The 12,426-nt window shown below is 68.8% G+C and carries 11 protein-coding genes and 1 pseudogene; 2 read left to right on the forward strand and 10 right to left on the reverse strand.

The window, feature by feature from the left end:
- Nucleotides 1-2: 2 nt before the first annotated feature.
- Entirely contained in the window at nucleotides 3-689 is a 687-nt protein-coding gene (lexA, locus tag ACFQV6_RS06460; protein WP_378026409.1) for a transcriptional repressor LexA, read from the reverse strand.
- Between the two features lie 126 nt (nucleotides 690-815).
- Here lexA and ACFQV6_RS06465 point away from each other — a divergent pair, with 126 nt between their 5' ends.
- A complete protein-coding gene (locus ACFQV6_RS06465; protein WP_378026410.1) occupies nucleotides 816-1,463 on the forward strand; it encodes a hypothetical protein in 648 nt (215 codons plus the stop codon).
- A gap of 130 nt (nucleotides 1,464-1,593) precedes the next feature.
- On the opposite strand, the gene ACFQV6_RS06470 is transcribed toward ACFQV6_RS06465, so the two are convergent.
- The 4 genes from ACFQV6_RS06470 to ACFQV6_RS06485 all read right to left on the reverse strand — a co-directional run bounded on the left by ACFQV6_RS06470 (nucleotide 1,594) and on the right by ACFQV6_RS06485 (nucleotide 6,271).
- Nucleotides 1,594-2,934 carry a hypothetical protein gene (locus tag ACFQV6_RS06470; protein WP_378026411.1) on the reverse strand — a complete coding sequence of 447 codons (1,341 nt, stop codon included), beginning with the start codon at nucleotides 2,932-2,934 and terminating at the stop codon, nucleotides 1,594-1,596.
- Nucleotides 2,931-4,013 carry a hypothetical protein gene (locus tag ACFQV6_RS06475; protein WP_378026412.1) on the reverse strand — a complete coding sequence of 361 codons (1,083 nt, stop codon included), beginning with the start codon at nucleotides 4,011-4,013 and terminating at the stop codon, nucleotides 2,931-2,933. The genes ACFQV6_RS06470 and ACFQV6_RS06475 overlap by 4 nt, the downstream gene beginning before the upstream one ends.
- Complete coding sequence (locus tag ACFQV6_RS06480) at nucleotides 4,010-5,065, reverse strand: hypothetical protein (protein ID WP_378026413.1); 1,056 nt, start codon at nucleotides 5,063-5,065, stop codon at nucleotides 4,010-4,012. Before ACFQV6_RS06480 ends, ACFQV6_RS06475 begins: the two co-directional genes overlap by 4 nt.
- 198 nt (nucleotides 5,066-5,263) lie before the next feature.
- Nucleotides 5,264-6,271, reverse strand: coding sequence for a dioxygenase (locus tag ACFQV6_RS06485; RefSeq protein ID WP_378026414.1), 1,008 nt, complete (start codon nucleotides 6,269-6,271; stop codon nucleotides 5,264-5,266).
- Nucleotides 6,272-6,327: 56 nt separating this feature from the next.
- Between ACFQV6_RS06485 and ACFQV6_RS06490 the strand changes: the two genes are divergently transcribed.
- Entirely contained in the window at nucleotides 6,328-7,254 is a 927-nt protein-coding gene (locus ACFQV6_RS06490) for an alpha/beta fold hydrolase (protein ID WP_378026415.1), read from the forward strand.
- 16 nt (nucleotides 7,255-7,270) lie between these two features.
- Here the strand turns inward: ACFQV6_RS06490 and ACFQV6_RS06495 are convergent, their stop codons facing one another.
- From ACFQV6_RS06495 to ACFQV6_RS06515, 5 genes and pseudogenes are all read right to left on the reverse strand, one after another.
- Complete coding sequence (locus ACFQV6_RS06495) at nucleotides 7,271-8,230, reverse strand: branched-chain amino acid ABC transporter permease (protein ID WP_378026416.1); 960 nt, start codon at nucleotides 8,228-8,230, stop codon at nucleotides 7,271-7,273.
- Between the two features lie 140 nt (nucleotides 8,231-8,370).
- Nucleotides 8,371-9,231, reverse strand: coding sequence for a branched-chain amino acid ABC transporter permease (locus ACFQV6_RS06500; RefSeq protein WP_378026417.1), 861 nt, complete (start codon nucleotides 9,229-9,231; stop codon nucleotides 8,371-8,373).
- A 392-nt stretch (nucleotides 9,232-9,623) separates the two neighbouring features.
- A pseudogene (locus tag ACFQV6_RS06505) lies at nucleotides 9,624-10,175 on the reverse strand (ATP-binding cassette domain-containing protein); the annotation flags it as partial.
- The gene (locus ACFQV6_RS06510; RefSeq protein WP_378026418.1) at nucleotides 10,172-11,062 is read right to left on the reverse strand and encodes an ABC transporter ATP-binding protein; all 891 of its coding nucleotides are present in this window, start codon (nucleotides 11,060-11,062) and stop codon (nucleotides 10,172-10,174) included. The pseudogene ACFQV6_RS06505 and the gene ACFQV6_RS06510, both read right to left, overlap by 4 nt.
- Complete coding sequence (locus tag ACFQV6_RS06515) at nucleotides 11,059-12,228, reverse strand: ABC transporter substrate-binding protein (protein WP_378026419.1); 1,170 nt, start codon at nucleotides 12,226-12,228, stop codon at nucleotides 11,059-11,061. Before ACFQV6_RS06515 ends, ACFQV6_RS06510 begins: the two co-directional genes overlap by 4 nt.
- Nucleotides 12,229-12,426 lie beyond the last annotated feature (198 nt).

The raw sequence follows: 12,426 nt of genomic DNA on the forward strand, positions 1-12,426 counted from the left end.
CGTCAAAGACGGCGCATGACGCAGACGACCTTGCCCAGCACGACAGCCTCATCACCCGGAATGACCTGATAGAGGGGGTTCCGAGGCACCAACTCGACCCGCCCGCCACGACGGCGCAGCACTTTGACCGTCGCCTCCCCGTCGAGCATGGCAGCGATGATGTCCCCGTTCTCCGCGACCGGCTGACGGCGCACCACCACCACGTCCCCGTCACAGATCGCCGCGTCGATCATCGAGTCACCCTTGACGTTGAGCGCGAAGAACGTGCCGTGCCCGACCATCTCCCGCGCAACGGTCAGATGGTCCGTCACATGCTCCTCGGCGAGAATCGGCGCACCAGCCGCAATGTCACCCAGCACCGGAACCGAGACCGCGCCGTCGCCCCGCTCCGCGTCCCGAGCCGCCGCCTTCCCGTTGCCGCGGGTACGCACATCAACAGCACGGGACTCGTTGGGACGACGACGCAGCAAACCGTGCCCCTCAAGGATCTTGAGGTGGTGCGACACCGACGACGGCGAAACAAGCCCGACAGCGGCCCCGATCTCCCGAACAGTCGGCGGATAACCCCGATCACGCACCGACTCCCGGATCACCGCAAGAATGCGCTCCTGCCGAGCAGTAACAGGCCGAGCGGTAACAGGCCTTGCGGTAACAGGCCGAGCTGGACCCTCACCGCTGTCGATACTCATACACCGCACCCTACCCCACGATTAGATCAGATGTACTAATCGCGACCGAAACCGCACGTTCGGGGGATCGCCCGCCTACACCGAAGACGGATTGCCGAGCCGCGTTCCCCCTGGTGAGATCGTCCGATGCCGACCATCTGGGAGTACGCCGAACAGGTCGCCGCCGGTGACACCGGCCGGTGGCAGGCAGCCACCCGCCGCACAGCGATCCTCCTGGCGCCCACCCACCCGATGATCGACCTGCCCCACCGGATGCCGGTGCACCAGGTACTGGTCCAGACCACAGCACTAGTCGTCCACGGCCTCGCGATGACCGCCCACACCCAGGGCCACATGGTCACCACCCGCGAACTGGCCGCCTGGGTCACCGACCACGCAGTACCCCCCATCCCCGCAACCCCCGAGCTCAGCCCCGAACCCTCCCGTCCCGAACCCGCCAGCCCTGCGCCCGCCAGCCCTGCGCCCGCCAGCCCCCAGCCCGCCAGCCCCCAGCCCGCCGCCGGCGCACCACCCGGCCGGCTGCTCGAGATCGCCCGGGCGGTCCGACGCCAGCAGGACGGCCTGGCCGCACTGCTGCGCGCGGCCGGCCACCAGGTGCCGGACCCAGGCGTACGCTCCCTGCGCCACCACTCCCCCGACCCGGTGATCCGCCAGTGGCACGACCTGGCCGACGTCGACGACGAGGACCTCTCCACACCCGGCGGCTTCCGCGGCCCCCTCCTCTGCCTGGGCATCGCCGCGATGGCCGACACCTTCGGCCCAGCGATCATCTAGAAGCAAAATCCACAGCCCAGACCCGGCGCTATCGCAGGGTTGGGGTCTCAATCTCGATCCCTCTGCGGTTCTGACCCCGCTGCGGTTCTGACCCCTCCGTGATTCTGACCCCTCCGTGGTTCTACCGCCCTCAGCGAACGAATAGGAGGAACAGGCCCACCCACGTGCAGCCGATCATGAAAAGGACCAGCGGAAGCTCGTCAGCCAGCACCTCGAGTGACGACCGACTCGGTTCAGCGGCGAGCGCTCGGTCGTGTGCCACCACTACGCCGATCACATGTCCGATCAGGATCAGCGCGATCTGAGCTCCGGTGATGACCTGCGGCGCGGGCGTCAGGTTCCATTCCGCGCCCGGCACTAGGCCCCACTGCTGGATCAGCAGAAGAAAGCCGCGCGGGCCCTCCACCAGCAGCAACGACAGGTAGTGGGCAAGCGTGTAGCCGACGGCGATCGGGATCAGCGACGCGGTCACGTCGAGGCGGCCCGCTGTCCATCTGACCGCGATCAGTACCAGCGCACAGAGCAGGATCAAACCGGCCGTGCCGAAGACGGCGGGACGACCGGTGCGCTCGACGAATGCGGTCCACCACGGCGAGGAGGAGGCGCTGTCGAAGACGGTGGAACCCCACCAGACCGCGAGGACGGCAGCCGCGCCAAGCCCAGCCGTCAGGCGAGCGATCCGGCGGCGCGGCGGGGCGACTGCGACTGTTCCTGGCTCGGCGCGCAGCTCGCCCAGCGACACGGCGCGCGGCTCGGCTCGCAGCTCGGCTCGCGGCTCGGGGGCGTCGCCGGGGAGGGGGGCGACGAGGCCGGAGAGAGGGGTGGGCCAGCGGAGCGGGCTGAGGCGGCCGGCTAGTTCGGAGTAGACCTCGAAGCAGTCGCCGCGGGAGAACCATTCCTCGCCGCGGACTGTTGCCAGGGTGAGTTGGCTCAAGGCGTACCCAAGAATCCAAAGACCGACCGCGACCGGATCGCTGTGATGGGGCACCACCAGCTCGAACCAGACAAAGCCCAGCAGGAACACCGCCGCCGGCCACGCCCCCGCGCTACGGCCGGGCGGTAGCGGGCGCAGGCCGGGCGGTAGCGGGCGCAGGCCGCGCGAAGGCAGCCGCAGCAGCACGAAGATCGTGCGCAGCGGGTTCACCAGCCGCCACACAGGTCCGAACGCGACGCTGACCGGAATCAGCCCCACCCAGAGCCACACGAAGAGCGCGTGCGCCGCCGGATTGTTCTCGCGCGGTCCGGCGATGGCGTTGCCGACGAGATAGAGCGAGAAGACCAGCACCGGATAGCGCAGCCAGTGCCCGTGCCGGAGGCTACGCGGTGAGCTCGCGGTCAGCCTGGGCTCACGCCACCAGAACGCCGTGACGAGGAACGAGACGACGACCGTGGCGGCGCCGGCCTGCAACACCAGGTCGAGCGGGAGCGGCAGGTCGGCTGAGCTACCGACGCCGTGAGCTAGAACGGTCACCGCGACCCGTCGGCGGCTCTGTCATCGGCGGTCATGTCATCGGCGGTCATGTCATCGGCAGCTGGGTCGGTGGCGGCTGGGTCGGTGGCGGCACCGTCGTTGGCCGCTCCGTCGTTGGCCGCTTTGTGTGCGAGGCCGCGGAGGACGCCCGCGCCGGCGATTGCCACGCCTGCGCCGAGGCCGAGTGCGAGGACGACCAGGATGCGTTCGAGGAGGGCTGGGCCGGCGAAGGGCAGTACCGGGCGGTGGAACGACGTCACGTCGGGTAGCACGAAGACCGCGGTCAGGGCGGCCCCGGCGCAGACCGCCAGAACGCCCGCGGCACGCCCCCGGATGGCGGTGATCGCGCCGCCGATGAGCAGGGGCCAGGCGAGGAGGTTGACGCCGGCCGCGCTGAGGAAGGTTCCGGCCAGGGGTGCTGACTCGACCGCGAGGGTCGAGCCGGCCACGTGCGTGATGGAGGCGGCAGCCGCGATCGTTCCGGCGGCGGCGAGCAGCAGGTCGGCGCGGCGCAGTCGGCGGGCCAGGAGTATGAGAACCACGCCGGTGAGGGCGGACGCCACCCACCACAGCGGCGCCAGCGGAGGGTTCTCGCCGGTCAGGACGCCGGTGACGGTGACGGGGATGCCGTTGGCGTCGAGGGGAATCGTCCACTCCACGGTCCGGCCCGCTGCAACGCGTCGGCCGTCCGGTGTTGCTCGTTCGTCGATCCAGGTCAGATCGTCGCCGGCGGCTATGACCGCCGGAGTAGCTGCTCCTCCCCCGGCGCTGACGGTGATCGGGCCGGTGGTGCCGTTGCGGAGCCGGAGCCGGGCGCCGTCCTCGATCGCCACGATCTCCAGGCCGGGGGTCGCGGGGCTGATCGACACCACGCTGCCCCGGGAGTCGGTCGCTGTCAGCCCGCCCGCATGCGCGGCGGCCGGTGCGGCGGTGGCGGCCAGCGTCGCCCCGAGCACCAGCGCCACCACGGCGAGGCGCCGAAACAGCTCGAGTTGGCGCAGCGCAAGCTGCCCGATTATTCGCAGCGCACACCGCTCTTGCAGTGCTCGCTGTCCCGATCGCGGCTGGGGTTTGCTCACTCCGGGAGGTGCTGGACGCTGCGGGCGACGAGTACGGTCGCCGCGCCGGTCAGGGCGGTGAGGGTGAGGAGGCCGGTGATCATGTGGATGTTGAAGCCGGTGCTGCCCTCCTGGATCTTGCCTACCAGCAGCAGCGTGCCCCACGTGGCGGGCGGGGCGATCAGGCCGAAGAGGAGCCAGCGAAGGTTGGCGGAGAGCGGGACCAGAGGCGTCACGATCCGCAGCACGAGTTCGATCACGAAGGCCGCACCGGCGACCGCGAGCGCCGGCCACCACGGGTCCTTGGAATCGAACATCAGATGCATGAGTACGGCGATGACCGCGACCAGGATGCTGGGCAGTCCGATCGGCAGTGGCCACCGGCGGCCGATGATCACGAAGGGGAGCAGCAGGAGGATCGTGCTGAACACGTACCCGTGGACGAGCTGCGCGTCGGGCGAGAAGATCGGTACTGTCTCGTTGCCGCTGCCCAGGTGGCGGAAGCCGATCGACGAGGCGTGCAGCGAGTAGATGTGCACCGGCAGCGCGGAGAAGAGCGTGGAGATGGCGACCAGGAAACCGCCGCCGACGCTGAGCCGGCGCTCCGGTCCGGTGGCGAGCATCAGCGCCGGGCCCATCGCGACGAGCACCATGCCGAGGATGATGAACTCGTGGCTCGGGCTGACGAAGATCTCCATGTCCCGCTCGATGCCGAACACGTTGTGCCACAACGTGTCCACTCCCCCGCCGACCAGCAGGAACGCCATCCCGGCCAGCGGAATGCGCAGCGCGTTCGGCAGGGCCAGCACGGACTGATAGGTGGGCACACCGGGCAGCCGGGAGCGCATGATCCAGAGCAGGGTGAACCCGGACGCGGCGATACCGGAGTAGAGCACGCCGTGCCACGGCGTCCAGAAGGTCTCCAGCTCCGGAGTGGTCGCGTGGGCGTACGCGTCCAGCTGCAACCCGATGACCAGCCATGCACTGGCGACCAGCAGTACCCAGCGCTCGCGCGCGGTGAACGCCACGGCCCCCGTTTGTGCGGGCTGTGTCTGTTCCACGGACGTCGTCACGATTGACACCCCTCTGATCGATCCGGCGATCGGTAACCTACATCGCCTCTGTTACATGGTTCGATCCCGTGTCGTAACTTGATCCCGGCGTAGGGCGGTTCGCCGGTAAAGAGGCGATAGATCCGGTTGGCGATAGATCCGGTTGGCGATAGATGGTCGCGGCTATCTCTGTAGCCAGGGTTATCTCTGTAGCCAGGGCTATCTCTCAGGGGCCAGGATTATGTCGAACTCGGTGCGGGACCACGGGCCGTCGAGCAGGCGACCGTCCGGGCCCGGGGTGCCGGGCGGCTGCCTCACAAAATCCTTGACCAGAGACTGCTTGACACCGAAGACGCTGTCGCGGGTCAGAAACTCGCATTCCCGTACGAAAATGTGGGTTGCCAGGGTGTGAAGCCCCTCCGCAGAAACCATGAAATGCAGGTGCGACGCTCGCATCGGTGATCGGCGGGTGGCTTTCAACAGGTCACCGACCGGTCCGTCATCAGGGATCGGGTACGGCGTAGGCCGCACACCCCAGAACGCGTAGCGCCCCGCCTCGTCGCTGAAAAGATGCGCCCGAGCTGCGACCCGGTCATCGCCGTACTGGACGTCGTAGAGCCCTTCCTCGTCGGCCTCCCACACCTCGATCCGCGCGCCGGGCACCGGGTTTCCGCTGGTGTCGGTGACCGTTCCCGCCACCCAGCAGGGCTCCCCCGCCGCACCACCGGCGACGTCACCGCCGATCGGCACCTCCGGCGAGCCCTCCACGAAGAACGGCCCGACGACGGTCGCCTCGGTCGCCTCCGTCGCCATCTCATTGCTTCCCGACTGGCTTCTCACCGTCTCGTTGTTGACGGTGATGGTCTGCATGGAGACACCCAGCACGTCGCTGAGCAGGATGAACTCCTGGCGCTTGGCGTCGGTGATCTCCCCGCAGCGGGTGAGGAACCCGATCCCCACCGCCCACTCCGCCTCGGTCAGACGGGTCTCGCGCACGAACGCGTGCAGGTGCCGTGTGAGCGCCTCCAGAAGTTCCTGAGTCCGACCGGACTCGGTGCCGGCGAAGGAGGCCAGCACTTCGTCGGTCAGTGCTTCCTCACGCGCGGCCTGCACAGCGTTGGCGCGTCCAGCAACGGCCTGTTCAGGATCGGCCTGTTCAGGATCGGCCTGTTCAGGATCGGCCTGTTCAGGATCGGCTTGTTCGGCGGGTGGGGGCGTGTTCGTCACGAGGCACCTCCGGTTTGGCCACCGAAAGTGTCATACCCGTGGCTTAGTGTCGAGACATGATTGAGCCGGTTACTCACACCCTGGAAGTTCCCGGTGCTGTCCTGCGCTATGACGTGCGCGAGCCGGCCCAGCCCTCCGACAAGCCACCGCTGATGCTGATCGCCTCTCCGATGGATGCAAGCGGCTTCGTCACGCTGGCGGGCCACTTCACTGACCGGACCGTGGTCACCTACGACCCACGCGGCACAGCGCGCAGCGAGCGCACCGACCCCGCCCCCGAGAGCACTCCCGAGCAGCACGCCGACGACGTCAGCCGAATCATCGAGGCGGTCCGCTCTGGCTCTGCTGGTTCTGGCTCTGCCCGTGCTGGTTCTGCCCGTGCTGGTTCTGGCTCTGTCGACCTCTTCGCCAGCAGCGGCGGCGCGGTGAATGCGCTGGCTCTCGTCGCCGCGCATCCCGATCTGGTGCGTGTGGTCGTCGCTCACGAGCCGCCCACCGTGGCGCTGCTCCCCGAGCGGGAGAACGCGGTCGCCGCCGTCCGGGGCATCCGCAGCCTCTACGAGCGCTCCGGCATGGGCCCAGCGATGGTCAAGTTCATTGAGATCACCTCGTTGAAGGGACCGGTGCCCGCCGGTTTCGCCGAGCAGCCCGGCCCCGACCCGGCCGCCTTCGGACTGCCCGCCGAGGACGACGGCTCCCGCAACGACGCCCTGCTCGGGCAAAACCTCGTGACCAGCTGCCTCTACGAGCCGGATTTCGACGCTCTGCGCGCCGCCTCCACCCGCATCATCATCGCCGTCGGCGCCGAGTCCGAGGACGAGGTCGCCCACCGCGGCGGCCGCGCCGTCGCCGAGCGCCTCGGCATCACACCCACGGTCTATCCGAGCCACCACGCGGGCTTCCTCGGCGGCGAGTACGGCCAGAAGGGAGACCCCGACGCCTTCGCGGCAGCGCTGCGCGCGTCTCTTGAACTGCACGTTTGATGACAGGTGAGCGCCGCTATCGCCGGGTTTTGAGGCGGTCCAGGGCGACGCGCGCGCTGGGGACCAGTCCACGCGGGAGGTAGAGCACGCACACCACCAGCACCAGCGCGTAAACGGCGTAGGACAGGACGCTCGGCGCGTAGTCCGGCATGCCCGGCTGAGTGCCCAGCGTGTTCAGCAGCTGGATCAGCAGCACGATTACTGCCGCGCCGACGATCGGGCCGGCGATCGTGCCGAGGCCGCCGACCACGGCCATCACCACGTATTCGATGGAGAGCAGCACCGGGAAGGAGCCAGGGGCCAGATATCCCAGGTAGAACGCGTAGACACCACCGGCCAGCCCGGCGAGCGCGGCGGAGAGAGCGAAGACCGCGAGCCGGTAGCCGCCGACGGGCACACCGCTGGCCGCGGCGGCGATCTCGCTCGTACCGGCGGCGCGCAGGCCGCGACCTGCGCGGGAGGAGACCACATTGCGCGAGATCAGCACGGCAACGGCAAGGACACACCAGGCGACGTACGCGTAACCGAGGTCCTCACGCAACTCGAAACCGCCGACCGAGAACCGCGGAATCCCCTGGAGCCCGATGGCACCACCCGCCCAATCGGCCTGAGCCAGCAGCGACAGCAGGATCAGCTGAACGGCGAGAGTCGCGAACGCGAGGTGATGCCCCCGCAACCGCAGCAGTGGGGCACCCAGGAGTACGGCTGCGGCTGCCGCGATCATCGGTGCGGCGACCAGACCCAGCAGCGGCGGTGCGCCATGGACGGCGAGCAGGCCGGCCGCGTACGCCCCGATCGCGTAGAAGGAGGCCTGCCCCAGCGAGACCTGTCCCGCGTACCCCATCAGCAGCGAAACGCCAACGGTGACCGTCGCAGCCAGCGTGAGCAGCACAAACGTCGCGAGATGGCGCTCCGGCAGGAGCGGCGGCAGCACCAGCGTGGCGAGCACCAGCGCCGCGATTTCCCAGCGCCTCACGGACCGCCCGGCGCCCACCGGGTTGCCGCTGGCCGCCGGGCTGTCACTAGCCGCCGGGCTGTCACTAGCCGCCGGGCTGTCGCTAGACGCCGGGCTGTCGCTAGACGCCGGGCTGTCGCTAGACGCCGGGCTGTCGCTTTTCATTGGACTGTCTCCGGGACAGGGCCGGTGCGGGTGGCCTGGACGATCATCACGGTGAGCATCAGCACGAGGGCTACCTCCACCTGGTAGGCGCCGCCGCCGTAGCCGGCGACCAGTGTTTGCGCTACGCCGAGCAGGAGGCCGCCGGCGAGTGCTACCACCGGGCGGGTGAGGCCGCCGAGTACCGCCGCGGCGAAGCCGTTGACGATCAGGGTGACGTCGCTGTCGAAGGTGACCTGCTGGACCGGGGTGGTGAGGACGCCGGCCAGGCCGCCGAGAGCGCCGCCGAGGGCGAAAGCGATCAGGCCCATCCGGCGCACGTCGATGCCGACGACCCGCGCGGCGTAGCGGTTCGAGGCGCACGCGGAGAGCGCCTTGCCCAGGTCGGTGCGGGCGAAGAACCAGCCCAGACCGGCGAACACGGGAACGGTCACGGCGAGAACCACCAGGTAGTGGGCCTGCAATCGGGCGCCTGCCACCTCGGCAACGCCGGGCACGCCCGGGAAGGAGCGTGGCTGATCACCCCAGATCAAGATCTCTATCGCGTACGCGAAGACACCCAAGCCGAGCGTCACGATCAGCGACGTTCCGGGGCTGGTGCCGGGGCGACCGATAGCGACCACACCGACCAGGAGCCCGGCGAGGGCGCCGAGCAGGACGCCGCCGAGTTCCGCGACACCGTGCGGGAGTCCCGCGCCGAGGAGCGAGGAGGTGAGCATGGCGGCCAGCACCGCGAACGCTCCCTGCGCGAAGTTGACCACCCGGGTCACGCGGTAGATCGCTACGAGACCGCTGGCGACCAGCGCGAAACCGGCGCCGAGTCCGAGGCCGGTGATGAGGTAGCCGATCAGGTCGCTCATCGGGCGCTCATCGGGTTTTCACCGGTGGCTACATGGCCACCGAGGTAGGCGGCGGCTACGCGTTGGTCCTGCGCGAGTTCCTTGGCGGGGCCGTGCAGAGCGATGCGGCCGGCTTCGAGGACGTAGGCGCGTTCGCACAGGTCCAGCGCCAGGCGGGCGTTCTGTTCGATTAGGAGGACGGCGAGTCGGCGGCCGGTGTTTTCTGGTCTGGCGCTGTGTTGTTCTGTGCTGTGTTGGCCGGCGCTGTGCTGGCCGGCGCTGTGCTGGCCGGCGCTGTGCTGGCCGGCGCTGTGTTGTTCTGTGCTGTGTTGGCCGGCGTTGAGGGTGAGCAGGTGTTCTATGAGGGTGGCCACGATCAGTGGGGCCAGGCCGAGGCTGAGTTCGTCCACTACGAGGATGTCGGGGCGGGCCATCAGTGCGCGGCCGATCGCGACCATTTGTTGCTGGCCGCCGGAGAGGGTGCCGGCTCGGCGGCTTCGGATGGGGGCCAGGTCGGGCAGCAGGTCGTAGATAGGGGTGGTGTCGCGGCCTTTGCGGCCGTTGCGCCAGCCGCCGAGGCGGAGGTTGTCGTCGACGGTGAGATCACCGAACATCTCGCGGCCTTCGGGAACCTGCGCGAGGCGTCCGCGCACGGTGATCGTGCCGGCCTCGATCCTGCCGTTTTCCGATCCGGCGGTTCCGGAGCCGTGAGCATTTGAACCGGCAACCCTTGAACCGGCAACCCTTGAACCGGGGCCTTTCCAGCCGCGAGCTCCCGACGCGCCTGCGCCGGGTTTGGCGGGGATGAGGCCCGAGAGGGCTTTGACCAGCGTGGACTTGCCTGCGCCGTTGGCTCCGATTAGGGCTACCAGCTCGCCCTCGCCGACTGTCAGGTCGACGCCGTCCAGCGCGGTGGCACCTGAGTAGCGGACCGTGAGGCCGGTGACCTCTACGACGGCGGTCACGGTTGTGGGCTCTTCCGGACGGTGGGGGCGTCGTTTTCCCGTACAGCTGCCTTGTGGTTTTGATCGGCTTGATCGGCTTGATCGGTTTGGTGGGTTTGAGTGGACTTGGTGGGGGCTGTGCCGAGGTAGGCGGCCATGACGCGGGGGTTGGCGCGGACCTCGGCGGCGGTGCCTTCGGCGATGACTTTGCCCAGGTCGAGGACGGTTACGCGGTCCGCGAGGCGCATGACGAACGCGACATCGTGTTCGACCAGGAGCATGGTTAGGCCCTCGGCGCGCAGTTCGTGGAGGAGGGTGGCGAGGCGGTCACGTTCGGCGGCGCGCAGGCCGGAGGCGGGTTCGTCGAGGAGAAGCAGCCGGGGTTGGCCGCAGAGCGCGCGGGCCAGTTGGAGTGCGCGCTGCTGGCCCAGCGGCAGCGCCTCGGCGGGGCGGTCGGCCCAATCCGCGATGCCCACCCGGGCCAGGCACTCGTGGGCGCGGGCGCGGATCAGGCGTTCGTCGCGGCGATGCGCGGGCAGGCGAAGCGCCGCGGCGAGGAAACCGGCGCGGGTGGTGGAGTGTGCGCCGACCATGACGTTCTCGAGGGCGGTCATTCCGCGGAAGATTCTGGCTGCTTGGAAGACCACGCCGATGCCGAGACGGGCGCGGCGGTGCGCGGAGAGGCGCTCGATGTGCGTGCCTTCGCTCGGTTTCTTTTCTTGGCTCAGTTGGACGCTGCCGGTGTTGGGTGCCAGTTGGCCGCCGATGAGGGCGAAAAGGGTGGACTTGCCAGCGCCGTTGGGCCCGATCACCGCGCGCAGTTCGCCCGGTGCGACGGTCAGGCTGACATCGCGTACGGCGTAGACGCCCCCGAACGCGCGGGAGACACCGGTGACGGTGAGCCTCACTTGAACTTCGTTTCGGAGAACTCAGTGGGTACGAACTTGCCGCCCTTGATCGTGTTGATCGCGATGAAGTCGGTCGTCAGCCCGGAGTGGTTGGTCGCGGAGTAGGTGTAGGTGCCGTTCGGCGTGGTGAGCGTGAGCGACTCCAGGGCGTCGCGGACCTTCTTCCGGTCGGTGCCGCCCGCCTTCTCGATCGCGGCGGCCAGCAACTTCACTCCGCTGTAGCCGTCCTGGGCGAACTGCGGTGGCGCGTAGCCGTACTTCTGAGTGAAGGCCGTGGTCAGTTCGTCCACCGCGGTCTTCAGTTCGCCGGCCGGAAGGTACTCGCCGACGACCCCGACCGATGTGGCGATGGTCGCGCCCTCAGCGGCGGGGCCGGCCGGCTCGAGGAACAGTTTGCTGGCCTGGGCCCCGGTGAGGACCAGCGGGATGTCCAGCCCTGAGGCGGCGTACTGCTTGGTGAGCGCGACGGCGGGTGCGCCTGTCGCCCACACCATCAGGGCCTGCGCGTCGGAGGCACGGACGTGGGTGAACACCGCGCCGAACTCGGTCGCGGTGGTCTGGAACTCCTCGATCGGGCCGGGCGTGACGCCGTACTGTGCGGCTTTTGCCTGCAGGCCCTTGGCGCCCGCGACCGCGTAACTGCTCTTGGCGTCATAGGCGACGGCGACCCTGGTCAGCTTGTTCGCCTGGAAGTACTGAAGGGCCGCCTCGGCGTAGGTGCCGGAGGTGGCGGGGACGACGAAGACGTACGGGTGGATCGGTGTCACCTGCTCGTCGGCGGGGGTGAGCGAGACGTACGGGATCTCCTCGCGGTCCACGAGAGGGATGGTGGCGAGCGCGGAGTTGCTGAACGGCGAACCGATGATCGCGTCGGAGTCGCCCTTGAGCTCGTTGAACGAGAGGACGGCCTGGTCGGGGAGGCTCTTGTCGTCCCGTACGGTCAACTGGATCTGCCGGCCCCCGATGCCGCCGGCAGCGTTGATCTTGTCGACCGCCAGGGCGACGGATTTCTGGTTCTCAGTGCCGAGCGGCGAGTAGTTGCCAGTCAGCGAGACGATCTGGCCGACCTGGATGGGATCGGCGGTGTCGCCCGAATCTTCGCCGCCACAGGCGGCCATGGCTGTCACGAGGGTGAGTGTCAGGATCAGCGGCCCGGTTCTGCGCACGGTGACCTCCTCAGTTGATTACCGAGGTGTTCGCGTTTGGGGGGTTGCGGCTCTTGGAGCAGTTCAGTGCTGGTGCATCTCAGCGGTCTAGTGCAGTTGAGCGGTCTAGTGCAGTTGAGCGGTCTAGTGCAGTTGAGCGGTCTAGTGCAGTTGAGCGGTCTAGTGCAGTTGAGTGCTTGGTGTCTCTCAGCGGCTGGA

This window comes from Actinoplanes sp. GCM10030250 (assembly GCF_042666575.1).
Lineage (GTDB): Bacteria > Actinomycetota > Actinomycetes > Mycobacteriales > Micromonosporaceae > Actinoplanes.

What these genes read in the sequence shown, in the direction of transcription:
- ACFQV6_RS06490 (WP_378026415.1), top strand. Translation starts at nt 6,328, where the DNA reads ATGATTGAGCCGGTTACTCACACCCTGGAAGTTCCCGGTGCTGTCCTG.
- ACFQV6_RS06500 (WP_378026417.1), bottom strand. Translation starts at nt 9,231, where the DNA reads ATGAGCGACCTGATCGGCTACCTCATCACCGGCCTCGGACTCGGCGCC.
- ACFQV6_RS06465 (WP_378026410.1), top strand. Translation starts at nt 816, where the DNA reads ATGCCGACCATCTGGGAGTACGCCGAACAGGTCGCCGCCGGTGACACC.
- lexA (WP_378026409.1), bottom strand. Translation starts at nt 689, where the DNA reads ATGAGTATCGACAGCGGTGAGGGTCCAGCTCGGCCTGTTACCGCAAGG.